The organism is Rhizobium sp. TRM96647 (assembly GCF_025780115.1).
GTDB lineage: Bacteria > Pseudomonadota > Alphaproteobacteria > Rhizobiales > Rhizobiaceae > Mycoplana.
Window position 1 is genome coordinate 348475 of the sequence record NZ_JAOXHF010000003.1, and the last position, 24973, is coordinate 373447.

The window sequence follows — 24973 nt, forward strand, 5'->3', positions numbered from 1 at the left end:
AGGCCATGAGAAGGCCATGAAATGCTGCGCGCCCGTCATGGGCGCGCAACACTCACTTTCCCGCAACGGTGCCTGCCTCTGGAGCCGTGCGGGTATCGACATCGACGACCACGCTGAGGCCGGCCCGCAGGCGACCGCTGTCGAGCGCCTCTTGCGGCAGCGCGATGCGAACGGGCACGCGCTGGATGATCTTGGTGAAATTGCCGGTCGCGTTTTCGGGCGGCAGCAGCGAGAAGACCGAGCCGGAAGCCGGCGCGATCGACTGAACCGTCCCCGTGATCGGATCGTCGTCATAGGCGTCGACGTAGACGGTCACCTTCGAGCCGGGCACGAGATGGCGGATCTGCGTCTCCTTGAAGTTCGCGTCGATATAGAGTTCGCGGGACGGAACCAGCGCCATCAGCCTCTGGCCGGGCGAAACGAGGTCGCCGACCTGGACGGACCGGTTGCCGACGACGCCGTCATAGGGCGCCTTCAGCACCGTGAAGCTCAGGTCGCGCGCAGCCTTGTCGCGCTGCAGTTCGAGTGTGCGGATCGAGCCCTCGGTCTCCTTGCGCTGCGCTTCCAGCAAGGTGACGTTGGCCGTTGCCGACACGATGGTCGCCTCGCCGCCGGCAAGGTTCGCACGCGCCTGGTCGAGCGCGACATTGGCGGTATCGAGGTCGGCGGTGGTGCCGACGGCCTTCGACTGCAGGTCGCTGGCGCGCGTCTGGTTGATCTCGGCCCCGCGCACGGCCGCCTCGAGCGCCGACTTCTGCGCCTGCGCCTGGGCGAGCGAGGCCCGCGCGCCGTCGATCTGCGCGTCGATGCGGTGCAGCGAGAGCCGGGCGGTCTCGATCTGGGCATTGGCCTGGTCGAGCGCATTGCGATAGTCGCCGTCGTCCAGCGTCACCAGCACGTCGCCGGCCTTGACCTGCTGGTTGGCGACGACGTCGACCTTGGCGACATAGCCGGTGACCTTGGGGGAGATCGTTGCGATATCGCCCTCGACATAGGCGTCGTCGGTAGAGACCATGAAGCGGCCGGTCGTCCACCAGTCGTAGCCGTACCAGGCGCCGCCGGCGAGCGCGGCCAGGATGAGGATGGGCAGCAGGCGGCGCTTGCCGCCGGACTTCGCAGCCGGGGCGGCAGGAACGGGGGGAGCCTGCTCACCAGTCGCCGGCGCGGCGGGCTGCGGTGCCTGCGGGGCTTCTGCCGCCGGCTGCGCCTCCGCGGTCTCCGCGAGGAAGTCGTCGTCGACGGGGCGGACCTTGGCCTTGCTCGTGCTCTTTGGGACGGACATCTGCTTACCCGGAATATGTCAGGAGATCGTGAAATACATTGAACTGAACCGTTCAGTTCGATTTGACATAGTCCCAAAACTGATCCATATCAAGAGCAAATCGAACCGCGCGGTTCGAAAAATGGATCAGGCAGGAGGTTTTGCGGAACACGATGGCGATGGAGCTGACAAAAGACTCCCGCGAGGACAGCGCGACACCGCAAGGCGGGCGGCGCGCCGCAGGCGAGGATCCGGTCAAGCGCGAGCAGATCCTCGACGGCGCCAAGCGCGTGTTCATGGAGCAGGGCTTCGACGCCGCCAGCATGAACGACATCACCCGGGCTGCCGGGGTGTCGAAGGGGACGATCTACGTCTACTTCCAGAACAAGGAAGACCTGTTCGGCGAACTCATCCAGCGCGAGCGCCTCCGCATCACCGAATCCGCCCGCCACGCGCTGAACCCCGACCTCACGGTCGCAGAAGCCCTGCACGATTTCGGCGTGCTGTTCGCCCGTCACATATCGGCCGAATACACCATCAAGGCCATGCGCATGGTGCTCGCCGTCAACCAGCGCATGCCGACGCTCGCCTGCGGCTTCCTCTCTGCCAGCCCGATGAACCCGGTTTCCGTTCTGAGGGACTACCTCGACCGGCAGGTCACCCGCGGGCGGCTCGCCATCGACGATACCGAGCTCGGCGCCCGCCAGTTCCTCGAACTTGCGACCGTAGGCATCTTCAAGCATCGCCTGTTCGGCACCATGCCGTCCCCGCCGCCCGATGCCGAGATCGAGCGCATCGTCGCAAGCGGCATCAGGGTCTTCCTCGCCGCCTACGCCGCGCCGCAGTCCTGACGGCGGCTGCCATCGCCCGGATCACGCGCATGTGATCCCTATTGTGCCCGCACGGCACGGATTCACGCTCCGCTGCAGGCGCGATCGCGCCCACATGCGCGGTCGCGTCTTGCAACTTCCCGCAGTCACCATACATACCTGCCTCACCGAAACCTGAACCCGGAGAGGAAGACATCGGATGGAAAGCATCCTGGCCCTGATGCAGAGCCCAGAAGCGTGGATCGCACTGATAACGCTGATCGTTATGGAGGTGGTTCTCGGCATCGACAACCTGATCTTCATTTCCATCCTCACCAACAAGCTTCCCCCCGACCAGCGCGAATCCGCACGGCGCATCGGCATCGGTCTTGCGCTCGTCATGCGCCTCGCCCTGCTCGGCACGATCGCCTGGATCGTCAAGCTCACGACGCCGGTGTTCGAACTCTTCGGTCACGGATTTTCCTGGAAGGACATGATCCTGATCGCCGGCGGTCTCTTCCTCGTCTGGAAAGCGACCAAGGAGATCCACCACAACGTCGATCCCGACGACCACAACCAGGATTTCATCGCCTCGACGGCCAATGCCTCCTTCGGCGCCGCCATCGGCCAGATCCTGCTGCTCGATCTCGTCTTCTCGGTGGACAGCATCATCACCGCCGTCGGCATGACGCCGCATCTGCCGATCATGGTCGTGGCCGTCGTCGTCGCCGTCACCGTGATGCTGCTGGCCGCAACCCCGCTTGCCAACTTCATCGAGAAGAACCCGACCATCGTCATGCTGGCGCTGGCCTTCCTGCTGATGATCGGCACCACGCTGATCGCCGAAGGCATGGGCTTCCACGTTCCCAAGGGCTACGTCTACGCCGCCATGGCCTTCTCGGCGCTGGTCGAGGTCCTGAACATGCTGTCGCGCAACGCGCGGCTGAGGAAGAAGGCGAGCAGCCAGAAACTGCATTGAGACATGCGGCAAGAAAAAGGGCCGGCGAGTGAACACTCGCCGGCCTTGAGTTTTCTGGGAAGAGGGCGCGCGGGCCGGGCGGGTCAAGGAGCTCGACTGCCGTTTCGTTGGCCGCAGGAAGAAACCGGAAAAATCCCTGCGTTCTCCATCTCCGCCATGTCCGGTTGGCACGGCCGCGCCTCCCATGCGGATAATGATGCCGGAGCGATATGGTTCCGGACCTGCCCGCAAATCGCCGGGCCTTGACGCGCCGGATCGAATGTGGTCTCACCCGGGCCCAAACGGAAAGCTCCGGATCCGCCGCCTTTTTCGGCGACAGATCGGGCGTTCCCTCCCTTAAATGCATGAGCCGATCACGCGGAAATCCTCCAGCGGACGGCTTCACCGCAGTTCGACCGGGCCTTGAGAAAAATGAGCACTTCCGACACGAACGCCCCCGTACGCGTCCGCATCGCCCCCTCCCCCACCGGCGAGCCGCATGTCGGCACCGCCTATATCGCGCTGTTCAACTATCTTTTTGCCAGGAAGCACAACGGCACCTTCATCCTGCGCATCGAGGATACGGACGCGACCCGTTCGACCCCGGAGTTCGAGACGAAGGTGCTGGACGCGCTGAAATGGTGCGGGCTGGAATGGTCGGAAGGCCCCGACATCGGCGGCCCCTACGGCCCCTACCGCCAGTCCGACCGCAAGGACATGTACCAGCCCTACGCGCAGGAACTGCTCGACAAGGGCCACGCCTTCCGCTGCTTCTGTACGCCCGAGCGGCTGGAGCAGATGCGCGAGGCCCAGCGCGCTAGCGGCAAGCCGCCGAAATATGACGGCCTGTGCCTGCATCTGAAGGCGGAAGAAGTCACGTCGAAGATGGCCGGCGAAAGCTCGGTCATCCGCATGAAGATCCCGGCCGAGGGTTCCTGCGACTTCACCGACGGTGTCTATGGCGACGTCTCGATCCCGTGGGATTCGGTCGACATGCAGGTGCTCATCAAGGGCGACGGCATGCCCACCTATCACATGGCCAACGTCATCGACGACCACCTGATGAAGATCACCCACGTCGCCCGCGGCGAGGAGTGGCTGGCATCGGTGCCGAAGCACATCCTGCTCTACCGCTACTTCGGCTGGGACCAGCCGGTCTTCATGCACCTGTCGCTGATGCGCAATGCCGACAAGTCCAAGCTGTCGAAGCGCAAGAACCCGACCTCGATCTCCTACTATTCGGCGCTCGGCTACGTGCCGGAAGCGCTGATGAACTTCCTCGGCCTGTTCTTCATGCAGATCGCCGAGGGCGAGGAACTGATGACGATGGAGGAACTGGCGGCGAAATTCGACCCGGAGAACCTGTCGAAATCCGGCGCCATCTTCGACATCCAGAAGCTCGACTGGCTGAACGGCCGCTGGCTGCGCGAGAAGTTCTCGGAAGAGGAATTCGCCGCCCGCGTGCTCGCCTGGGCGATGGAGAACGATCGGCTGAAGGAAGGCCTGAGGCTTTCGCAGTCGCGCATCACCAAGCTCGGCGAACTGCCCGACCTTGCGGGCTTCCTGCTGAAGTCCGACCTCGGCCTCGAGCCCGCCGCCTTCGCCAAGGTGAAGTCCTCGCCGGAAGAGATCCTGGAGATCCTCAACACGGTCCAGCCGGACCTGGAGAAGATCTTCGAATGGAACGTCGAGAGCATCGAGGCGGAACTGCGGGCCATCGCCGAGCGCATGGACAAGAAGCTGAAGGTGGTGCTCGCCCCGCTCTTCGTCGCCGTCTCCGGCTCCTCGCGCTCGCTGCCGCTGTTCGACAGTATGGCCATCCTCGGCCGCTCCGTCGTCCGCCAGCGCCTGAAAGTCGCCGCCAAGGTGGTGGCCTCGATGGCGGGAAGCGGGAAGTAAGGAAATTCGCGACGCGCTCCCTCCCCCGTGTGGGGAGGGTTGGGGAGGGGCCTTTCTGGGTTGAGCAAGAAAACCCCTCCCCGTCGCTTCGCTCCGACCCTCCCCCCAAGGGGAAGGAACAGGCCGAGCCAGCCGCACCGGCAAACAGAACAACCAGCCCCAAAAGGCGACACACGATGATCGACACCAAGACCGAAACCGCCCTCTCCTCCGACGCCACCGAGGTGCGCCGCCAGAAGCTCGACCTTCTGCGCGAGCAGATCGGCGACGTCTATCCGGCGCATTTTCACCGCACGCTGACCAATGCGGAACTGGCGGAGAAATACGCGGGCCTGGAGCCCGACACCGAGAGCGGCGACGTCGTGACGGTTGCCGGCCGCGTCTATTCCTCGCGCAATTCCGGCATGTTCATGGACATCCATGACGCCTCGGGCAAGATCCAGATCTTCTCCCACAAGGACACGACGCCGGAAGAGGCCCGCGGCCTGCTGCCGATGATCGACATCGGCGACATCATCGGCGTCACCGGCCTCGTCCGCCGCACCAAGCGTGGCGAGCTGACGATCAATGCGCACGAAATCACCATGCTGACCAAGTCGTTGCTGCCCATGCCCGAAAAGTGGCACGGCGTCGCCGACGTCGAGATCCGCTATCGCAAGCGCCACCTCGACATCATGACCAACGAGGAATCGAAGCTCCGCTTCCAGCAGCGCTCGAAGATCGTTTCCGGCATCCGTCGCTTCATGGAGAATGACGGCTTCATGGAAGTCGAGACGCCGATGCTGCATTCGGTCTATGGCGGCGCCACGGCCGAGCCCTTCAAGACGCACCACAACACGCTCAAGCTCGACATGTTCCTGCGCATCGCGCCGGAACTGTTTTTGAAGCGCACGCTGGTTTCGGGGCTGACCGACAAGGTCTTCGAGATCAACCGCAACTTCCGCAACGAAGGCGTCTCCACGCGGCACAATCCCGAATTCACGATGATGGAGTGCTACTGGGCCTATGCGGACTACAAGGACATCATGGACCTCGTCGAACGCATGTTCGCCGAACTGGCCATCAAGATCCACGGCTCGACCGAGTTCGCCTATGGCGACAAGGAAATCTCCTTCAAGGGGCCGTTCAAGCGCGTGCCGATGCCCGATGCCGTCAAGGAAGCGACCGGCATCGACTTCCTCGCGATCAGGACCGACGAGGAGGCTCGCGCCGCTTCCAAGGCTGCCGGCTTCGAGGTCGAGAAGGACTGGACCTGGGGCGAATGCCTGGCCTTCATCTTTGAAGAAAAGGTCGAACCGACGCTGATCCAGCCGTCGCATGTGACCCATTTCCCGAAGGACATCTCGCCGTTTGCCAAGGAAGTCCCCGGCGAGCCGCGTCTGGTCGAGCGCTTCGAGACCTATTGCAACACCTGGGAACTCGGTAACGCCTTCTCCGAGCTGAACGACCCGGTCGAACAGCGCGCCCGCATGGTCGAGCAGCTTGAGCAGGCGCATGCCCGCGGCGAGAAGGCCAAGCAGTTGGACGACGAGTTCCTCGACGCGATCGACCAGGGCATGCCGCCCGCCGGCGGCCTCGGCATCGGCGTCGATCGCCTGATCATGCTCCTGACCAACGCGCCCTCGATCCGCGACGTCATCCTGTTTCCGGCGCGGCGGGCTAAGGCGGACTGAGCCAGCTGGCGTCCATCGCCTGCATACCCCTCTCCCTGACCCGGCGTGCGGGCGACGGGACTGGGCTTACAGAAAGTCGAAGATCGGGCAAGCGGTGCGGCATATCTTCCCCCTCCCCGTCAGCGGGAGAAGGTGCCGGCAGGCGCACGAGAGGCAGCCCGACGGTTCGGTGTCCCTGGCTTGCCGAATGCGGCTGATCGCTGTCATTTGATGAAGGAACGGGGGAGCTCGTCCGGCGCAGCGCCGGAAGCCCACGTCAGTGCGCCGAGACGGCTGCGTGTTCCTGCGGCGCGGCGATTGCCTCGCCGTTGCCGGATGCGTCCGCATGGTCTTCGCCGGTCCGGTCATCGGCAATGGCTGCGGTCGCGGCCCCGCCGGTGGCATCCGGGTCCAGACAGTCCGTCCGGTCGGCCATTGCGGTGACGATCCCCTTGATCTCGTCCAGCTTCAGCGTCTTGCGTTTGCCGTAGAACTCGCCGTTCTCCGCAGCCGGACCTTCCACGTAGCGTGCCTGGAACGGCGCCGTCAGGCCGGCGATCTTGCCGGGATCGCGCGAGAACAGGACCTCCGCGCCGATCGCCCGGCCGCGCATGCCCGCCCGCACGTCCGGCCCCGCCTCGTCGAGCAGGACGACCTGGTAGAGATCGGCGTGTTCGCGGTTGGACAGCGCGCCGGCTACCCGCAGGGCCGTCTTGATGCGCATGTCGCCGTCCTCGGCATCGGCACGGATGTAGTGGCGCAGCCAGTCCTGGCCGTCGCGGCTCTGCCGCACGGTCATGACCGTGGTGCAGGCGACCCCCGAGATCCGTTCCGCCGGCGGGCCGAGGATGGCATCGCGGCCGACGAAGACGGCCACCGCTCCCGAGGCGCCGGTGAGCACGAACACACCCGAAAGCAGGATCAGCACCTTCCTCGGCAGCCATAATTTCGACGGGAGAAGCTTCAACGGGACGCACCGGTTTTGAAATGAAAAGGTTGCCCCAGGGAGGCGCGGGATCGAATTTACGGTATTTCCCGGGATGTTTCTGAAACCTTAAGGGCCGGCGCTACGGGCATCCGCAAGCCATTTCCCGCTTGCGATGGTTAACAGGCGGTCGCCATCTCCTCCGCGATAAAGAGGGTTATTGCGAATGATTTGCAATTGCATTGACATGCGGCGTGCGTCGCCTATATTTGATTGCAACTCATTTGCAAAAGCGCTTAGGAAATTTTGATGCTCATCGATCTGGCCCGGTCCGCCCTCCTCGCAACAGCTTTGATCCTGGGCGGGGCGCCGATCGCAGCGGCGCAGGAAAAGCCCAAGGTCGTCACGACCTTCACCGTCATCGCCGACATGGCCCGCAACGTGGCGGGCGACGCGGCAATCGTGGAATCGATCACCAAGCCGGGCGCCGAGATCCACAACTACCAGCCGACCCCGCGCGACATCCTCAAGGCGCAGGATGCGTCGCTGGTTCTGTGGAACGGCCTCAACCTCGAACTCTGGTTCGAGAAGTTCCTCGCCAATCTCAACGACGTGCCGAGCGCGGTCGTCAGCGACGGCGTCCAGCCGATGGGGATCAACGAAGGCCCCTACACCGGCAAGCCCAATCCGCACGCCTGGATGTCGCCGGAAAACGCGCTGATCTACGTCGAGAACATCAGGAAGGCGCTGGCCTCGGTCGATCCGGACAACGCCGCCGTCTACGCGGCCAACGCGAAGGCCTATGGCGAAAAGATCAGGGCGCTGTCGGCCGAGATCAGGGCCGAGCTCGACAGGCTGCCGGAAGACAAGCGTTGGCTCGTCACCAGCGAAGGCGCGTTCAGTTACCTCACCCGCGATTTCGGGCTGAAGGAGCTCTTCCTCTGGCCGATCAACGCCGACCAGCAGGGCACGCCGAAGCAGGTGAAGGCGGTGATCGATGCCGTGCGCGAGCACGACATCCACGTCGTGTTCTCCGAGAGCACCGTCTCCGACAAGCCCGCCCGGCAGGTCGCGGCCGAGACGGGCGCGGCCTATGGCGGCGTCCTCTACGTCGACAGCCTCAGCGAAGAGGGCGGCCCCGTACCGACCTATCTCGATCTCCTGCGCGTGACCTCCGAGACCATCGTGAAGGGCCTGTCGCAATGATCATGGGCGGACGCAGCAGGCCCGTGGACGGCATCGTCGCCGACGACGTCACGGTCACCTACCGGACGGGCGTCACCGCCCTGAAGCATGCCAGCTTTTCCGTGCCCCGCGGCACGATCACGGCGCTGGTCGGCGTCAACGGCAGCGGCAAGTCCACCCTCTTCAAGGCGATCATGGGCTTCGTACCGCTGGCCGGCGGCACCGTGACGATCCTGGGCATGACGGTGCGCCAGGCGCTGAAGAAGAACCTCGTCGCCTATGTGCCGCAGGCCGAAGAGGTCGACTGGACCTTTCCCGTCCTCGTCGAAGACGTGGTGATGATGGGCCGCTACGGCCACATGAACTGGCTGCGCATTCCCACAAGGCGCGATCACGAGATGGTGTCGGAAGCGCTGGCCCGGGTGAACATGAGCGACTTCCGCAAGCGCCAGATCGGCGAGCTTTCCGGCGGCCAGCGCAAGCGTGTCTTCCTGGCGCGCGCGCTGGCCCAGGAGGGCCGGGTCATCCTGCTGGACGAACCCTTCACCGGCGTCGACGTCACCACCGAGGAGCAGATCGTCGAGCTCCTGCGCACGCTGCGCGACGAGGGTCGGGTTATGCTCGTCTCCACCCACAATCTCGGCAGCGTGCCGGATTTCTGCGACCGTACCGTCTTCGTCAAGGGCACCGTGATCGCCTCCGGGCCGACCGCCGAGACGTTCAATGAGGCAAACCTGGAGCGCGCCTTCGGTGGCGTGCTGCGCCATTTCATCCTCTCCGGGCAGGACCTGCACGACGACGAGGATCCCCGTCAGGTCAAGGTCATCTCCGACGACGAGCGGCCCTTCGTCATCTACGGCGAGAAGAAGAAGGACACGGCCGAGACGGAGAAGGCTGCAAAGTGAGCGCGCTCCTCGAACCCTTCGGCTACGGCTACATGGTCAACGCCATGTGGGTCAGCGCGCTGGTCGGCTGCGTCTGCGGCTTCCTCTCCGCCTATCTGATGCTGAAAGGCTGGTCGCTGATCGGCGACGCGCTCTCGCATTCGATCGTGCCCGGCGTCGCCGGCGCCTACATGCTGGGCCTGCCGTTTTCCGCCGGCGCCTTCCTCTCCGGCGGGCTTGCCGCAGGTGCCATGCTCTTCCTCAACCACCGCACGCGGCTGAAGGAGGACGCGATCATCGGCATGATCTTCACCTCCTTCTTCGGCGTCGGCCTGTTCATGGTGTCGCTGTCGCCGACCTCGGTGAACATCCAGACGATCGTGCTCGGCAACATCCTGGCGATCACGCCTTCCGATACGCTGCAGCTCGCCATCATCGGCGGCGTGACCCTGCTGGTCCTGCTCCTGAAGTGGAAGGATCTGATGGTGACCTTCTTCGACGAGAACCATGCCCGCTCGATCGGCCTGAAACCGCTGGCGCTGAAGCTGCTGTTCTTCACGCTGCTGTCGGCCTCGACGGTCGCAGCGATGCAGACGGTCGGCGCCTTCCTCGTCGTCGCCATGGTCGTCACCCCCGGCGCCACGGCCTATCTCCTGACCGACCGCTTCCAGCGGCTGATCGTCATCGCCGCTATGCTTGGTGCCGGCACCAGCCTCGTCGGCGCCTATGCCTCCTATTTCCTCGACGGCGCCACCGGCGGCATCATCGTCGTCCTGCAGACGCTGATCTTCCTCACGGCCTTCGTCTTCGCCCCGAAGCACGGGCTGATCGCGATCCGCCGCAAGGGCCGGCTGGCGCTGGAGCAGAAGGGAGGCGCGGCATGAGCGAAACGCTCGAACTGGCGCTGCTGCCCTTCCGCCTCGGCTTCATGCAATATGCCTTTGCGGTGACCCTGATGATCGCCGTGCCGATGGCGCTCCTGTCCTGCTATCTCGTACTCAAGGGCTGGTCGCTGATGGGTGACGCGGTCTCGCATGCGGTGCTGCCCGGCGTCGTCATCGCCTATGTCGTCGGCCTGCCCTTTGCCATAGGCGCCTTCGCAGCCGGCCTCTTCTGTGCGCTGGCGGCGGGCTACATCCGCAACAACAGCCGCGTGAAGGAGGACACGGTGCTCGGCATCGTCTTCTCCGGCATGTTCGGCCTCGGTATCGTGCTCTATGTGGCGGTCGAATCCGACGTCCACCTCGACCACATCCTGTTCGGCGACATGCTGGGCATCGCCACCGCCGATCTGGTCGAGACCGGGCTGATCGCGCTGGCCTGCACCGTCTTCATCCTGCTCTTCCGCAAGGACCTGCTGGTGCAGGCCTTCGACCGCCAGCACGCCGCCGCGATCGGCCTGCCCGTCCGCCTGCTGCATTATGGCCTCCTCGCCGTTCTCTCGCTGGTCGTCGTCGGCGCGCTGAAGGCGGTCGGCATCATCCTGTCGGTGGCGCTGCTGGTGGCGCCGGGCGCAATCGCGGCACTCGTCACGCGACGGTTCGGCTCGATGCTCGCGGTAGCCGTCCTCGTCGCCGTCGGTGCCTCGCTCGCGGGTATCTACCTGAGCTTCTTCCTCGACAGCGCCCCCGCCCCCACCATCGTCGTCCTCATGACGATCCTGTTCGTCTGCGCCTTCCTGTGGCAGGCCGTTCGCGTCCGCGCAAGCGCGCAGCGGGCGGACGGCCCGACCCTGCCTCGATAGGCGCACGCGGGCCGGCAGAGGCCGCCCCAACCGGAAATTGAGACTGCCGCCGCGTGCGGTCGACAGGCTTTTCTTTTCCGTCTATCGTCCGGCCCGATCAGGAAAGGGCGCCGCGGTGCGCCTTTCGGCGGACCAAAAGCAGGACAGGCATGGCACATATCGGCATCGTCGGCGGCGGCATCATCGGCTGCGCCACGGCACTTCACCTTCTCGACCGCGGCCACCAGGTGACCCTCGTCGAGCGCGATGCCGGCGGCCTGCCGGCCTCGGTGGGCAATGCCGGCATCCTGGCCATTCCCGAGATCGACCCGATCGCCCGGCCCGGCATGTTGCTGTCCGCACCCCGCTGGCTGCTCGATCCGCTGGGCCCGCTGGCGCTTCGCTGGGGCGACGTACCCGCGCTTCTGCCCTGGCTCTTGCGCCTTCTCGCCGCCTCCCGGCTGGCGCAGGTGGAGCGTTCCCGCCAAGCGCTGACATTCCTGATGAAAACGGCCGCGGCCGACCACGCCGCCATGGCACGGATGATCGCGATCACCGGCCATCTCCGCCAGACGGGCGCGCTTGCAATCTTCGACACCGAAGCCGCGCGCGACAAGGCCTTCGCCCATGAGGTGGAAAACGCCCGCATCCTCGGCGGCTTCGAGGTGGAGAAACTCGATGCCGCCGAGACGCGCCGCCGGGTGCCGGCGCTCGCCGGCGCGTTCGCCGGCGCCATCTACAATGCCGGCTACCAGACCTTCGAATATCCCCTGACCTTCCTGCGCCGCCTGCAGGCGGCGATCCGGGAGCGCGCGTCGTTCATCGATGCCGCCGCCGCCTCGCTCGCCTGGAGCAATGAAGGCATTTCGGTCCGCACCGAGGCGCAGAACACCCACCTGTTCGACAAGGTCGTCGTCTCCGCCGGCGTCTGGTCGAAACCGCTCGTCGAGCATCTCGGCCTCCACGTCCAGCTCGAGACGGAGCGCGGCTACAACACCACCTTCGTCAATCCATCGGTCACGCTGGAAATGCCGGTGTTCTTCTCCGAACACGGCTTCGTCGCCACCCCCTTTGAGAACATGCTGCGCGTCGGCGGTGCCGTCGAGCTGGCGCGGCCGGAGACGGCGGCCAACTACGCCCGCGCGAGCGCCATGCGCAAGAAGATGCGCCGCTATGTGCCCGACCTGCCCGACGAGGGCGGCACGGAATGGATGGGCCGCCGCCCCTCGACGCCGGACTCCGTCCCCGTCATCGGCCTTCATCCGGGCGATCCGCGCATCGCCTTTGCCTTCGGCCACGGCCATCTCGGCCTGACGCTCGCAGCCACCACCGGCCGCCACGTTGCCGATCTTCTAGCCGGTGGGGCGGATCCGGAACTCGACGCCTTCTCGATCCGCCGCTTCCAGTAGCCGGCCCCAGAACCGAAAGATCCGCCTTCATGCACAAGGTCATATTCGACACCGATCCCGGCATCGACGACGCCATGGCGCTGCTGTTTCTGCACCAGCATCCCGAGATCGACCTGATCGGCATCACCACCGTCTTCGGCAACGCCTCCGTCGAGACGACGACGCGCAACGCGCTGTTTCTGAAGCGCGAATGGAATATCACGGCACCCGTCGCCAGGGGCGACGGCAAGGCGTTCGACCCGATGCGCAATCCGGTCGACTGGCCGGTGATGATCCACGGCCATGACGGCCTCGGCAATATCGATGTGCCGGAGACGATCGACCTTCCCGTCGATCCGCGCCCCGCCCATCGCTTCATCATCGAGACCGTGCGGGAGAATCCCGGCGAGGTGACGTTGATCGCCGTCGGCCGCATGTCGAACCTCGCCTTTGCGCTGAAGGAAGACCCGCAGATCGCAGCACTCGTCAAGCAGGTGATCGTCATGGGCGGCGCCTTCGACGTTCCCGGCAACATCACGCCGGCGGCCGAAGCCAACATCCACGGTGACCCGGAGGCCGCCGACGTCGTGATGACGGCGCCGTGGAAGGTGGTCGTCGTCGGCCTCGACGTGACGATGAAGACGGTGATGACGCGCACGCTGCTGAACGAGATCGTCGCCAAGGGCGGCGCGCGGCCGAAGCTGCTCTCCGACATCTCCCAGCTCTACATCGACTTCTACGGCCGGCACGTGAAGGACGGCATGGTCGTGCACGACAGCTGCGCCTGCATCTATCTCGTCGCCCCGCACCTCTTCACCACCCGCAGCGGCGCGATCCGCGTCGTCGCAGGCGGCATCGCCGACGGCCAGACGATCCAGAAGCCCGACGGCCGGGCCTTCCCGCCCGGCAACTGGGACGAACTGCCGAGCCAGCAGGCCTGCACCGGCATCGACGCCGAGGCCACCCTGCGCCTGCTTGCCGAGACGCTGTCGCGCGCAGCCTGACGCTGGCCGTCGCAGGAGGGAAGAAGCCTGCGCTTTCGCCGCCTACTCCACCTGTTCGGGCAGCGCCCAGTCGACCGGCGGGCGGCCGTGGCCTTGCAGGAAGGCGTTCGCCTTTGAGAAATGGCGGCAGCCGAAGAAACCGTTGTGCGCCGACAGCGGCGAGGGATGCGGCGCGCGCAACACCAGATGCTTCCTCTGGTCGACGAATGCGGCCTTCTTCTGCGCATACGAACCCCACAGCATGAAGACGACCGGCTGGTCGTTTTCGTTGACGGCGCGGATCACCGCATCGGTGAAGCGCTCCCAACCCTGTCCCTGATGCGAGGCGGCGCGGCCCATCTCCACCGTCAGGACGCTGTTGAGCAGAAGCACGCCCTGCCGCGCCCAATGCTCCAGAAAGCCGTGCCGCACCGGTGCGATCCCGAGGTCGGACGCGATCTCCTTGTAGATGTTGACGAGCGACGGCGGGATGCGCACGCCCGGACGCACGCTGAAGCACAGCCCGTGCGCCTGGCTCTCGCCGTGATAGGGATCCTGCCCGAGGATCACCACCTTGACGTCTTCGAGCGGCGTGAGGTCGAGCGCCCGGAAATACTCCGCGCCCTTGGGAAATATCCGCTTTCCCTGTTCCTTCTCGCGCAGCAGGAAGCCCTTCAGCGCCGCCATATAGGGACTGTCGAACTCCGCCGCGAGCGGCCGGCGCCAGCTCTCCCCGATCCGCACGTCCGCTGCCGTCATGCCACCCTCCGTTCTTCCTCCGCACTCGATAGCGCAGCCACGGCAAAATCGGAACCCGTCCACGGCCAATTGCCGCCCGCCGCGGCATCTGACTGCCCCCAGGGCACGATGGAACCTGCCTGACCGTCGGACGTTGGTCCGGTTCAGACCGTGCCGGGAGACACGGCCAGGACCTGGAAGGAGACCCCATGCCACGTGGAGACAAGTCGAGCTACACCGACAAGCAGAAGCGCAAGGCGAAGCATATCGAAGAAGGCTACGAGGAACGCGGCGTGCCGGAGAAAGAGGCCGAGCGCCGCGCCTGGGCGACGGTGAACAAGGAGGACGGCGGCGGCAACAAGTCCGGCTCCGGCCGCGGCAAGCCCGATACGAACGTGTCGGCGAAGAAGGGCGGCAGGAAAGGCGGTGCGGCCGCCGCCAGTCGGCCGGCTGCCGAACGCTCCGCCTCGGCCAGGAAGGCGTCAGCGACACGCAAGCGCAACGAGAAAGCCGCGCATCACTGAGGCGCCACGCCCGGGCGCACACTGCTCAGCGGATCAGGATCGCCCTGAAGTCGTTGACGTTGGTTCCCGTTGGTCCGGTTGTGAAGATGTCGCCGGCGGCGTCGAAGGCGGTATAGGCGTCGTGGCCGAGCAAGCGTGCGCGCGGGTCCTCGCCGGCCGCGCGCATGCGCCCGACCGAGCCGCCATCGGCAAAGGCGCCGGCATTGTGCTCCGAACCGTCGCGGCCGTCGGTATCGGCGGCAAGCGCATGGACGTCATCCAGCCCGTCGATCGCGATGGCGAAGGACAGCAGGAACTCGCTGTTGCGCCCGCCCCTGCCGTAGCCTTCCCCGCCGATCGTCACGGTCGTCTCCCCGCCGGAGAGGACCAGCACCGGGGCGGCAAAGGGACGGTCGTGCGTGCGCACATCGCGGGCGATCGCCGCATGCATCAGGCCGATGTCGCGCGCCTCGCCCTCGATCGAGTCCGACAGGATCACCGTCTCGATCCCGGCGGCACGCGCCTTGGCTGCAGCAGCCTCCAGCGAAACGCGAGCCGAGGCGATGACATGATGCTCGTGGCCGGCGAAGGCGGCATCCTCGGGACCGGGGGCGGCTGCGGCCTCCGACCTGAGATGCGCCATCACCCGTTCCGGCAGGGTCATGCGGTACTGGCGGACGATCTCGATCGCATCCTGTGCTGTCGAGCCGTCCGGCACGGTCGGGCCGGAGGCGACATGGGCGGGATTGTCGCCGGGAATGTCCGAGACGATCAGGCTCACGACCTTCGCTGGATGGGCGGCATGCGCGAGCCGCCCGCCCTTGATGCGCGAGACGTGCTTGCGCACCACGTTCATCGCCGAGATCGGCGCCCCCGAGGCGAGCAGCGCGCGGTTGACGGCGATCTCGTCTTCGAGCGTCAGCCCCGCTGCCGGCGCCGGCAGCAGCGAGGAGCCGCCGCCGGAGACCAGCGCGATCACGAGATCGTCCGCTGAAAGCCCCCGGACCGTCTCCAGAAGCCGCGCTGCGGCCTGAAGCCCCGCCTCGTCCGGCACGGGATGGGCGGCCTGCAGCACGAGGATCCTCTCGCAGATCTCGACCGGGCCGTGCTGGGCGACGACCACGCCCTCGACCGGTCCGTCCCACAGGCTCTCGAAAGCCCTTGCCATCTGGCTCGCCGCCTTGCCGGCGCCGACGACGATGGTGCGCCCCTTCGGGCGCTCCGGCAGGTGAGCGCGAAGGGCCGCGAGCGGATCGGCGGCCTTGACCGCTTCATCGAACAGGGCGGCGAGGAAGGCGCGGGGTTCGTCTGTCATGCCCGATCAATCCTCCGTTTCGAGATCGAAGACAAGGATGCCTTTCACCCCGTCAAGCGCCGCCGCCACGAGCTTGGCGGCGATCTTTTTATGTTCCTCGTCCTCCAGATAGGCGTCCCGGGCGAAGCTGTCGTCGAAATCGACGATGAAGCCGTCGGAGAACCCCTTGTCCATGCCCGTCTCCGGACTGACGTTGGTGCCCGAATGAACCGCCAGAAGGCCGGGAATGCGGCCCTTCAGGCCGGCGATCTCGTCGAAGATCTCGGTCTTGGCCGCAGCGCCGATCGTCGGCTTGAAGCGGATGAACACACAATGGCGGATCATGCGGTGCTCCTATCGGATATCGGCGCGGGCGCGCGCACGGGTGTCGTTGCGCTCGTGGGCGAAGATTTGCCGCGGCAACGGCGGCAGGTCGCGAATGATGTCTGCGCCCTTCTCGCCCAGCATGATCGTCGGCGCGTTGGTGTTGCAGGAGGGTACGCGCGGCATGACGGAACTGTCGCAGACGCGCAACCCCTCGAGGCCATGCACCTTCAGGTCGAGCCCGACGACGGCATCCGCGCCCGTGCCCATCTTGCAGGTTCCCACCGGATGATGGTCGGTCTTGGCATTGGCGCAACCGTAGTCGAACAACTCGTCATCGGTGACGTATTTGGGGCCGGGCAGCCGTTCGGCAAGGACGAAGGGCTTCAGCGCCGCCTGTTGCATGATCTCGCGGGCGACCTTCAGCCCCTCGATCGACATCTTGCGGTCGTGCGGGTCGGCCCAGTAGTTGGGGTCGATCAGCGGGGCTGCGGCGGGATCGGCCGAGGACAGGCGCACCGTTCCCCGCGAGCGTGGATGCAGATAGGCCGAGTTCAGCGTGACGCCGGCGTTCTTCAGCCGCTCCACGCCGGCCTCGATGCCCGAGCCGAGACCAAGGTGGAACTGGATGTCGGGCGAGCGCGCGTCGGGATCGGCGTACCAGAAGCCGCCGGTCTCGAACAGCGAGGACGCAACCGGGCCGGAACGGAACAGCACATATTGCAGGCCGGCCCAGAGCGTGCGGTGCAGCTTGGCGACGTTGTCATAGGTGTGATCGCCGGTGCATTCGCAGATGACGAACAGGTCGAGATGGTCCTGCAGGTTGGAGCCGACGCCGGGCAGGTCGTGCGTCACGGTGACGCCGGCCGATCTCAGATGGTCGGCCGGGCCGATCCCCGATTGCAGCAGGAGCTTCGGCGAACCGATCGCGCCGGAGGTGACCAGAACCTCGCGTTCCGCCCGGATCGTCTCTGTCCCCCGCACGGTGACGACTTCGACGCCGACGGCGCGGCTGCCTTCCAGCAGGATGCGGGCGACGCGGGCGCCGGTGCGGACTGTCAGGTTCCTGCGATCCTTGACCGGCGAGAGATAGGCGAGCGAGGCCGAAGAGCGGCGGCGGTCGCGCTGGGTCAGCTGGTAGAAGCCGAGGCCCGCCTGCTGGCGGCCGTTGAAGTCGTGGTTGTAGGGGATGCCGAGCTCCTGGCCGGCCCGGATATAGGCATCGCAGATCGGCAGGCCCGAGACGGGCATCGAGACGCCCAGCGGCCCTCCATAGGAGTGATAGTCGTCGGCGAAGCGCTGGTTGTCCTCGGCGCGCTTGAAATAGGGCAGGACCGATCGGTAGTCCCAGCCCTCGCAACCGTCCTCAGCCGCCCACAGGTCGTAATCGACGGCGTTGCCGCGGGTATAGAGCTGGGCATTGATGGACGAACCGCCGCCGATCACCTTGGCCTGGGTGTAGCGCAGCACCCGTCCCTTCATGTGCTTCTGCGGCACCGTCTCCCAGCCCCAGCTGGCGACGCCCTTCGTCATCTTGGCAAAGCCGGCCGGCATGTGGAACAGCGGGTTCCAGTCCCCGCCGCCCGCCTCCAGCAGCAGGACGCACACTGTCGGATCCTCCGAAAGACGATTGGCCAGCACGCATCCCGCAGGTCCGGCGCCGGTGATGATGTAGTCGTAAGCCATGCACGTTTCCTCAAGTGTTCATCACCCTCCCCTTGAGGGGGAGGGTCGGACCGCAGGTCCGGGGCGGGGGGACTTCCTTGTCGCCGGTCACCCCCACCCGCCGCTTTGCGGCGACCTCCCCCCTCAAGGGGGAGGTGAATGCTCACAACCGCCCGATCGAAAGTCCTCCGTCGAGGTCGAGCACCGAGCCCGTGGCGAAGGCGAAGCGGCCGGAGGCGAGCGCTGCGACGGCGGTACCGATGTCGTCCGGCTCGCCCCAGCGCTTCATCGGCACCAGCCCGTCCGCGATCAGGGCGTCGTATTTAGCGGAGACGCCGGCGGTCATCTCGGAGCGGATGATGCCGGGGCGGATCTCGAAGACGGAGATGCCGGTATCGGCCAGCCGCAACGCCAGCCCCTGGCTGAACGCGGCGAGCCCCGCCTTGGTCATGCAGTAGTCCAGCCGCTCTGGCGAAGACAGCGAAGCGGAGACGGAGGTGATGTTGACGATCGACCGCGGACCGGTGGCCGGAGCCGCGAGCATGGCGCGCAGGACGGCCTGCGTGAAGAACACCGTACCGCGCAGGTTGGTGGCGACGATCGTGTCGAAGTTCTCGGGCTGCAGGTCGAGAAAGTCGCCGCGCACCACAGACGCGATGCCGGCATTGTTGACGAGGCAATCGATGCGGCCGAAAGCCTCCACGATCGCCTCCACCGTGTCCCCGTGCCCCTCGACGGCGGCGAGATCGGCCTGGAAATAGGCCGCCTTCACCCGGGCTTCGCCGAACCCGGCGAGCACCGCGTCGGTGGCCTCGTCCGGTGCGCCGATGCCGGTGATGGCGATGTCGAACCCGTCCGCGGCCAGCGCCCGGGTGATACCGAGCCCGATGCCGCGCCGGCCGCCGGTGACGATGGCGAGCGGGCGGGATTTCCGATGACGGAGCGAGCGAAAGGATGTCATTGCGCCACAAGCTCCCTTGATCGGATGTGGTCGGCCACCCGCAGCGCCTGGGCTGCGACCGTCAGCGCCGGATTGACCGCGGCCGAGGTCGGCAGGAAGGACGCATCGACGACGAAGAGGTTCGGGTGGTCGAAGGCGCGGCAGTAGACGTCGAGCGGCGCGGTGGCCGGGTCGTCGCCGATCCTGACCGTGCCGCACTGGTGCGAGGGCGTGCGCTTGTCGAAGGCGCGCGACAGCACGATCGGGAAGCCCGCCTTTTTCAGCACCGCCTTCAGCTTCGCCACCAGTTCCAGATGGGCGTCCCAGTTGGTGCGGGTCCATTTCAGCACGATCCGGTCCCCGTCCACCGTGATCCGGCTTTCGGGATGCGGCAGGTCCTCGCTCATGGCATAGAAATCGATCGCATGCCGGGAGACCCGGTCCAGCAGCCATTCCGGCACCGCAGGCATGTTCGCCTTGAGGATCTTGCCCGAGACCCGCCCAAGCAGCTGGACGTTCCCGAGCGGCGGTCCGCCGGCGCCGTCGGAGAGGTAGAAATCGTTGAAGCCGAAGGTCTTCTGGTAGATCGACGTATTGCGATAGGACGGCGAGAGCGCGATCACCGCGCTCGAATTGTGGTTCATGAAGTTGCGGCCGACCTGGTCGGACGAATTGGCGAGCCCGCGCGGATTGGCCTCGTTCGCCGAACGCAGCAGGAGTGCTGCGGATTGAACCGCACCTGCCGACAGGATGACGAGCCTCGGCGACAGCGTTTCCTCCACCCCGGCCCGGACATAGCGGACCGCCGTGATCGAGCGCCCGTCCGGCCCGGTCACGAGCCGGGTGACGCGGCTGCCGGTCTGCAGCCTGACATTGTCATGCTTCAGCGCCTCGGCAAGGCCGGCGCTCTCGGCATCCATCTTGCCGTCGTTCGCGTTCGGATGGGCGTCCCACGGCGTCTTCGCCTTCTTCAGCCAACGGTCGATGTCGACGCCGAGCGGCAGCGAATAGGGATGCAGGCCGGCCGCCATCAGCCGCTTGCGCACCAGGGCGATTGCCGCTTCGTCGGGAACGGGCGGGAAGGGATAGGGTAGAGTATGCGGCGGCTCGGTCGGATCCTCGCCGAGCGTACCGCGCACCTGGTAGAGCCGCTCGGCGGCCGAATACCAGGACTCCAGTTCCTCGTAAGGATAGGGCCACGCCGGCGAGACGCCCTCGCGGTGGCGCATCTCCAGGAAATCTTCGCTCCGGTAGCGCACGAGAACCGCACCGTAGAACTTCGAATTGCCGCCGACATTGTAGTAGTTGCCGGGATTGAAGCCTTCGCCGCCGGCCTCGTACCAGGTCTCGTCAGGGCGGAAATGGCCGCGCTGGAAGATCGCGCGCTGGTCGCGGTTCTCCGGCCGGTCCTCGATATGGCCGCCAGCCTCGAGGATGAGGATGCTGGCGCCGCTCTGCGCAAGGCCGGCCGCAACCGTTGCGCCGCCGATGCCGGAGCCGATGATGACGATGTCGGGCTGGATGCTCATCGGATGTCTCAGGCGATGCGCCGCTGGCTGTCGGGGTCGAAGAACACCGCCTTGTCGAGGTTGAAGGCGAGCCGCGCCTTCTGCCCGGCAGCGATGCGCGCATCGGCGCGCAGCCGGGCGACGATCTCCTTGCCGCCGAGATGCGTCACCGCGAAGGTATCGGCGCCGGCAGGCTCGACCACCTCGATCAGGCAATCACCCTGCGCGATCGTGCGGGCGTTGTGGTCGGCGCCCTCCGGATCGGTCAACGCCTCGGGCCGGATGCCGAAAATCACTTCCCTGCCGCGATAGGCCCCGAGCCCGGTCGGTGCGTTGTCGACGACGAGCCTGAGCGGCTCGGCCTCGGGCCGGGCGAGCGAGACGGCGAGCGCACCGCCATCGCCCTCGACCTTCGCCTTCAGGAGGTTCATCGCCGGCGAGCCCATGAAGTCGGCGACGAAGATGTTGGCCGGATTGTTGTAAATCTCGGCCGGCGTGCCGAACTGCTGCAGCACGCCGTCCTTCAAGACGGCGATCTTGGTCGCCAGCGTCATCGCCTCGATCTGGTCGTGGGTGACGTAGACGATCGTCGTCTTCATCCGCTGGTGCAGGCGCTTGATCTCGGTGCGCATGTCGACGCGCAGCTTGGCGTCGAGGTTCGACAGCGGCTCGTCGAACAGGAAGAGTTTGGGATCGCGCACCAGCGCCCGCCCCATGGCGACGCGCTGGCGCTGGCCGCCGGAGAGCTGGCCGGGCTTGCGGTCGAGCAGATGCCCGATCTGCAGCATCTCGGCGACCTGCCGGATCGCCTTGTCGCGTTCGTCCTTCGGCACCCCGCGGATCTCCATGCCGAAGGCGATGTTGCCGGCAACAGTCATGTTCGGATAGAGCGCGTAGGACTGGAACACCATGGCGATGTCGCGCTTGGAGGGGTGCAGGCCCGCGACCGAGCGGCCGTCGATGGCGATGTCGCCCGACGTGATCGGCTCCAGACCGGCGATGGTGTTGAGCAGCGTGGACTTGCCGCAGCCGGACGGCCCGACGAGCACGAGAAATCCGCCCTGCTCGATCTCCAGGTTGATGTCTTTCAGGATTTCCAGCGCGCCGTAGGACTTGTGAAGGTTGCTGATCTTGAGAAACGACATGGCGGTCATCCTTTCACGGCGCCGGACATCAGGCCGCGCACGAAGTAGCGGCCGGAGACGATGTAGACGATGAGGGTGGGAAGGGCTGCGAGGATCGCGCCCGCGAAGTGGACGTTGTATTCCTTCACGCCGGTCGACGAGGAGACGAGGTTGTTCAGCGCCACCGTCATCGGCGTGGAATAGGGGCCGGAGAAGGACGCGCCGAACAGGAAGTCGTTCCAGATGTTGGTGAACTGCCAGATGACCGAGACGACGATGATCGGCCCGGACGACGGCAGGAGAATGCGACGGAAGATCTGGAAGAAGCTCGCACCGTCGATCTGGGCGGCGCGCACCAGCTCGGTCGGGAAATTTTCGTAGTAGTTGCGGAAATAGAGCGTGGTGAAGCCGATGCCGTAGATCACGTGCACCATGATCAGCCCCCAGATCGAGCCGGCGATGCCGAAGATCCCGAGCATGCGCGCCATCGGAATCAGCACGATCTGGAACGGGATGAAGCAGGACAGAAGCAGCAGCCCGAAGAAGATGTTGGAGCCGCGGAAAGGCCATTTCGTCAGCACATAGCCGTTCAGCGCACCGATGATGGTGGAGATGGCAACCGCCGGCACGACCATCAGGATCGAATTGATGAAGAACGGGCGAAGGCCAGTCGGCTGCACGCCGATCTGTGCCGTCGACCAGGCCGACAGCCAGGGTTCGATGGTCCACACCTGCGGCAGGTTCAGCATGCCGCCCTGCCGGATCTCCTCCAGCGGCTTGAACGAATTGACAAGCATCACATAGAGCGGCAGCAGGTAATAGACCGCGAAGATGATCAGCGCCGTATAGATGAGGGCGCGCGTGAGCCGGTCGTGGCTGATGACGTTGTCGGTGCTTGCAGCGCTCATCGGCCCTTGCCTCCTCGGATTTCGGAATAGAGATAGGGGACGATGATCGAGAAGATCATGATCAGCATGATGATCGCAGACGATGCGCCGATGCCCATCTGGTTGCGGGTGAAGGTGTAGGAATACATGAAGGTCGCCGGCAGTTCGGTCGCCTGTCCGGGGCCGCCGCCGGTCAGCGCGATGACCAGGTCGTAGGCCTTGATCGCAAGATGGGCGAGGACGACGAAGGCGGAGAGGAAGATCGGGCGCATCAGCGGGATGATGATGCGGCGGTAGACCGTCATGGTGGAGGCGCCGTCGATCTGCGCCGCCTTGATGATCTCGTTGTCGACGCCGCGGAGCCCCGCGAGGAACATCGCCATGACGAAGCCGGACGACTGCCAAACGGCGGCGATGACGACGCAGTAGATCGCGTAGTTGCGGTCCTTGATCCAGTTGAACGAGAAGCTCTCCCAGCCCCACAGGTGCATGGTGTTCTCGAGCCCGATGCCCGGATCGAGGAACCATTTCCAGGCGGTGCCGGTGACGATGAAGGACAGCGCCATCGGATAGAGATAGATCGGCCGGAGCAGGCCCTCGATGCGGATCCGCTGGTCGAGCAGGATCGCAAGCCCGAGGCCGAGCACGCTGCAGATGACGATGTAGAGCGAGGCGAAGATCGCGAGATTGCTGATCGCCCGCCACCAGTGCGGCAGCGCCCAGAGCCGGACATAGTTCTGCAGGCCGACGAAGTTGTAGGACGGCAGCATCTTGCTGTCGGTCAGCGACAGCAGCCCCGTATAGGCGATGAAGCCGTAGACGAAGACGAGCACGATGAGAAAGCTGGGGGCGAGCACGAGCTTGGGAAGAAGCTCCTGCAGGCGCGAGCGGCTGTCCATGGGCGTTACCATCTGTTGTGAATAGGTCATCGGTGCGGGAAAGCTGCCCCTCACCCTGACCCTCTCCCCGCAAGCGGGGAGAGGGGACGGATACGATGCGGCATGTGCCCTTCTCCACGCTCGCGGGGAGAAGGTGCCGGCAGGCCGGATGAGGGGCAGCGCCCCCCGATCATGCCGGCCTACTTCGCACCCTCGACGGCGGCGACCAGTTCGGTGACGGCTTCCTCGGAGGAAAGCTCGCCGTTGAACTGGCGGGTCACGACGTCGTAGATCGCATTCTTGACCGCCGCCGGGTTGGCATGGCCATGCGCCATCGACCCGTAGAGCGAGCCGTTGGCATTGGCTTCGGCGAGATCCTTGATGGCCTTCTTGCCGCAATCGTCGAAGTCGGTGTCCGGAACGTCGGTACGCGCCGGAGCCGAGCCCTTGACCACGTTGAAGGCCGACTGGAACGTCGGGCTTTCGATTGCCGAGGCCATGGCGAGCTGTGCCGGAACCTTGTCGTCGGCGACCTTGAACATGGCGAACTGGTCGGAGTTGAAGGTGACCGAGCCCTGCGTGCCGGGGAAGCGCATGCAGACGAAATCCGTGCCCGGCTTCTTGCCGGCCTTCAGAAACTCGCCCTTGGCCCAGTCGCCCATGAACTGCAGGCCGGCCTTGTCCTCGATGACCATCGCCGAAGCGAGGTTCCAGTCACGGCCGGAGAAGTTGTCGTCCACGTAGGAGCGCAGCTTCGTCATGCGGTCGAAGGCTTCCTTCATCTGCGGTCCGCCGAGCGTTTCGGCGTCGAGATCGATGAAGGCCTTCTTGTAGAAGTCGTTGCCGAGCGAGAGCACGACGGCATCGAAAATGGTCGCGTCCTGCCACGGCTGGCCGCCATGGGCGACCGGCGTGATGCCCTGCTCCTTGAAGTTGTCGAGCAGTGCTACGAGTTCGTCCCAGTTGGCCGGCTCCTTGCCGCCCGCCTTGTCGAGGGCCGCCTTGTTGATCCACATCCAGTTGGTGGAGTGGACGTTCACCGGTGCGGCGATCCAGTGGCCGTCATACTTGGAGAACTGCTGCAGTGCGGTCGGGATCACCTTGTCCCAGCCTTCCTTGGCTGCAACGTCGTCAAGGTTGCCGAGCGCGCCTTCCTTGGCCCAGTCCAGGATGTCGAAGCCGAGCATCTGCACGGCCGTCGGCGCGTTGCCGGCGGTGACGCGGGCGCGCAGAACGGTCATGGCCTCGGTACCGCCCCCGCCTGCGACCGGCATGTCGGTCCAGGTGATGCCCTTGGATTCGAGGTCCTTCTTGAGGACGTCGAGCGCCGCGGCCTCGCCGCCGGACGTCCACCAGTGAAGCACCTCCACGTTTTCCGCGGCCTGCGCCGCGCCCGCCATCAGTGCCAGTGACATTGCAGTCGTCGTCAGAAACTTGCGCATCGT

Annotated in this window: 23 protein-coding genes; 11 read left to right on the forward strand and 12 right to left on the reverse strand. The window is 65.7% G+C overall.

From position 1 onward, the window contains the following. Window positions 1–52: 52 nt before the first annotated feature. Window positions 53–1282 (reverse strand): HlyD family secretion protein, encoded by a 1230-nt coding sequence (locus OCK02_RS07445; RefSeq protein WP_263812472.1) that lies wholly within the window; start codon window positions 1280–1282, stop codon window positions 53–55. Window positions 1283–1440: 158 nt separating this feature from the next. Between OCK02_RS07445 and OCK02_RS07450 the strand changes: the two genes are divergently transcribed. The 4 genes from OCK02_RS07450 to lysS all read left to right on the forward strand — a co-directional run bounded on the left by OCK02_RS07450 (window position 1441) and on the right by lysS (window position 6600). Further along, the gene (locus tag OCK02_RS07450) at window positions 1441–2112 is read left to right on the forward strand and encodes a TetR/AcrR family transcriptional regulator (RefSeq protein WP_263812473.1); all 672 of its coding nucleotides are present in this window, start codon (window positions 1441–1443) and stop codon (window positions 2110–2112) included. 178 nt (window positions 2113–2290) lie between these two features. Then, window positions 2291–3049 (forward strand): TerC family protein, encoded by a 759-nt coding sequence (locus tag OCK02_RS07455; protein WP_263812474.1) that lies wholly within the window; start codon window positions 2291–2293, stop codon window positions 3047–3049. 411 nt (window positions 3050–3460) lie between these two features. Then, window positions 3461–4927: a glutamate--tRNA ligase gene (gene gltX, locus OCK02_RS07460; protein ID WP_263812475.1), complete on the forward strand. Its 1467-nt coding sequence runs from the start codon at window positions 3461–3463 to the stop codon at window positions 4925–4927. 176 nt (window positions 4928–5103) lie between these two features. Beyond that, window positions 5104–6600, forward strand: a complete 1497-nt coding sequence (gene lysS, locus OCK02_RS07465; protein WP_263812476.1) for a lysine--tRNA ligase — start codon at window positions 5104–5106, stop codon at window positions 6598–6600. Between the two features lie 256 nt (window positions 6601–6856). On the opposite strand, the gene OCK02_RS07470 is transcribed toward lysS, so the two are convergent. Beyond that, window positions 6857–7546, reverse strand: a complete 690-nt coding sequence (locus OCK02_RS07470) for a hypothetical protein (protein ID WP_263812477.1) — start codon at window positions 7544–7546, stop codon at window positions 6857–6859. A 267-nt stretch (window positions 7547–7813) separates the two neighbouring features. Between OCK02_RS07470 and OCK02_RS07475 the strand changes: the two genes are divergently transcribed. The 6 genes from OCK02_RS07475 (at window position 7814) to OCK02_RS07500 (ending at window position 13688) form a co-directional block, all read left to right on the forward strand. After that, window positions 7814–8710, forward strand: a complete 897-nt coding sequence (locus tag OCK02_RS07475) for a metal ABC transporter substrate-binding protein (protein WP_263812478.1) — start codon at window positions 7814–7816, stop codon at window positions 8708–8710. After that, a complete protein-coding gene (locus tag OCK02_RS07480) occupies window positions 8707–9594 on the forward strand; it encodes a manganese/iron ABC transporter ATP-binding protein (protein WP_318530120.1) in 888 nt (295 codons plus the stop codon). The genes OCK02_RS07475 and OCK02_RS07480 overlap by 4 nt, the downstream gene beginning before the upstream one ends. A gap of 32 nt (window positions 9595–9626) precedes the next feature. Beyond that, complete coding sequence (locus tag OCK02_RS07485; protein ID WP_318530124.1) at window positions 9627–10457, forward strand: metal ABC transporter permease; 831 nt, start codon at window positions 9627–9629, stop codon at window positions 10455–10457. After that, window positions 10454–11317, forward strand: coding sequence for a metal ABC transporter permease (locus OCK02_RS07490; RefSeq protein ID WP_318530119.1), 864 nt, complete (start codon window positions 10454–10456; stop codon window positions 11315–11317). The genes OCK02_RS07485 and OCK02_RS07490 overlap by 4 nt, the downstream gene beginning before the upstream one ends. Before the next feature lie 149 nt (window positions 11318–11466). Further along, window positions 11467–12705 carry an NAD(P)/FAD-dependent oxidoreductase gene (locus tag OCK02_RS07495; RefSeq protein WP_263812480.1) on the forward strand — a complete coding sequence of 413 codons (1239 nt, stop codon included), beginning with the start codon at window positions 11467–11469 and terminating at the stop codon, window positions 12703–12705. A 29-nt stretch (window positions 12706–12734) separates the two neighbouring features. Then, window positions 12735–13688, forward strand: a complete 954-nt coding sequence (locus OCK02_RS07500) for a nucleoside hydrolase (RefSeq protein WP_263812481.1) — start codon at window positions 12735–12737, stop codon at window positions 13686–13688. Between the two features lie 42 nt (window positions 13689–13730). Here the strand turns inward: OCK02_RS07500 and ung are convergent, their stop codons facing one another. Next, complete coding sequence (ung, locus tag OCK02_RS07505; RefSeq protein ID WP_263812482.1) at window positions 13731–14426, reverse strand: uracil-DNA glycosylase; 696 nt, start codon at window positions 14424–14426, stop codon at window positions 13731–13733. A gap of 188 nt (window positions 14427–14614) precedes the next feature. On the opposite strand from ung, the gene OCK02_RS07510 reads away from it, so the two are divergent. After that, window positions 14615–14929 carry a plasmid stabilization protein gene (locus tag OCK02_RS07510; RefSeq protein ID WP_263812483.1) on the forward strand — a complete coding sequence of 105 codons (315 nt, stop codon included), beginning with the start codon at window positions 14615–14617 and terminating at the stop codon, window positions 14927–14929. Window positions 14930–14954: 25 nt separating this feature from the next. Here the strand turns inward: OCK02_RS07510 and OCK02_RS07515 are convergent, their stop codons facing one another. From OCK02_RS07515 to OCK02_RS07555, 9 genes are all read right to left on the reverse strand, one after another. Continuing rightward, the gene (locus OCK02_RS07515) at window positions 14955–16223 is read right to left on the reverse strand and encodes a glycerate kinase (protein ID WP_263812484.1); all 1269 of its coding nucleotides are present in this window, start codon (window positions 16221–16223) and stop codon (window positions 14955–14957) included. Window positions 16224–16229: 6 nt separating this feature from the next. Then, entirely contained in the window at window positions 16230–16547 is a 318-nt protein-coding gene (locus tag OCK02_RS07520; RefSeq protein ID WP_263812485.1) for a Dabb family protein, read from the reverse strand. A gap of 9 nt (window positions 16548–16556) precedes the next feature. Beyond that, window positions 16557–18212: a GMC family oxidoreductase gene (locus OCK02_RS07525; protein WP_263812486.1), complete on the reverse strand. Its 1656-nt coding sequence runs from the start codon at window positions 18210–18212 to the stop codon at window positions 16557–16559. Between the two features lie 142 nt (window positions 18213–18354). Then, window positions 18355–19152 (reverse strand): 3-ketoacyl-ACP reductase, encoded by a 798-nt coding sequence (locus OCK02_RS07530; protein ID WP_263812487.1) that lies wholly within the window; start codon window positions 19150–19152, stop codon window positions 18355–18357. Continuing rightward, entirely contained in the window at window positions 19149–20660 is a 1512-nt protein-coding gene (locus OCK02_RS07535; protein WP_263812488.1) for a GMC oxidoreductase, read from the reverse strand. Before OCK02_RS07535 ends, OCK02_RS07530 begins: the two co-directional genes overlap by 4 nt. 8 nt (window positions 20661–20668) lie before the next feature. After that, window positions 20669–21784 carry an ABC transporter ATP-binding protein gene (locus OCK02_RS07540; protein ID WP_263812489.1) on the reverse strand — a complete coding sequence of 372 codons (1116 nt, stop codon included), beginning with the start codon at window positions 21782–21784 and terminating at the stop codon, window positions 20669–20671. A gap of 5 nt (window positions 21785–21789) precedes the next feature. After that, window positions 21790–22671, reverse strand: a complete 882-nt coding sequence (locus OCK02_RS07545) for a carbohydrate ABC transporter permease (protein WP_263812490.1) — start codon at window positions 22669–22671, stop codon at window positions 21790–21792. Continuing rightward, the gene (locus tag OCK02_RS07550; RefSeq protein WP_230806771.1) at window positions 22668–23549 is read right to left on the reverse strand and encodes a carbohydrate ABC transporter permease; all 882 of its coding nucleotides are present in this window, start codon (window positions 23547–23549) and stop codon (window positions 22668–22670) included. Before OCK02_RS07550 ends, OCK02_RS07545 begins: the two co-directional genes overlap by 4 nt. A 179-nt stretch (window positions 23550–23728) precedes the next feature. Beyond that, window positions 23729–24970 (reverse strand): ABC transporter substrate-binding protein, encoded by a 1242-nt coding sequence (locus tag OCK02_RS07555; RefSeq protein WP_412178776.1) that lies wholly within the window; start codon window positions 24968–24970, stop codon window positions 23729–23731. Window positions 24971–24973 lie beyond the last annotated feature (3 nt).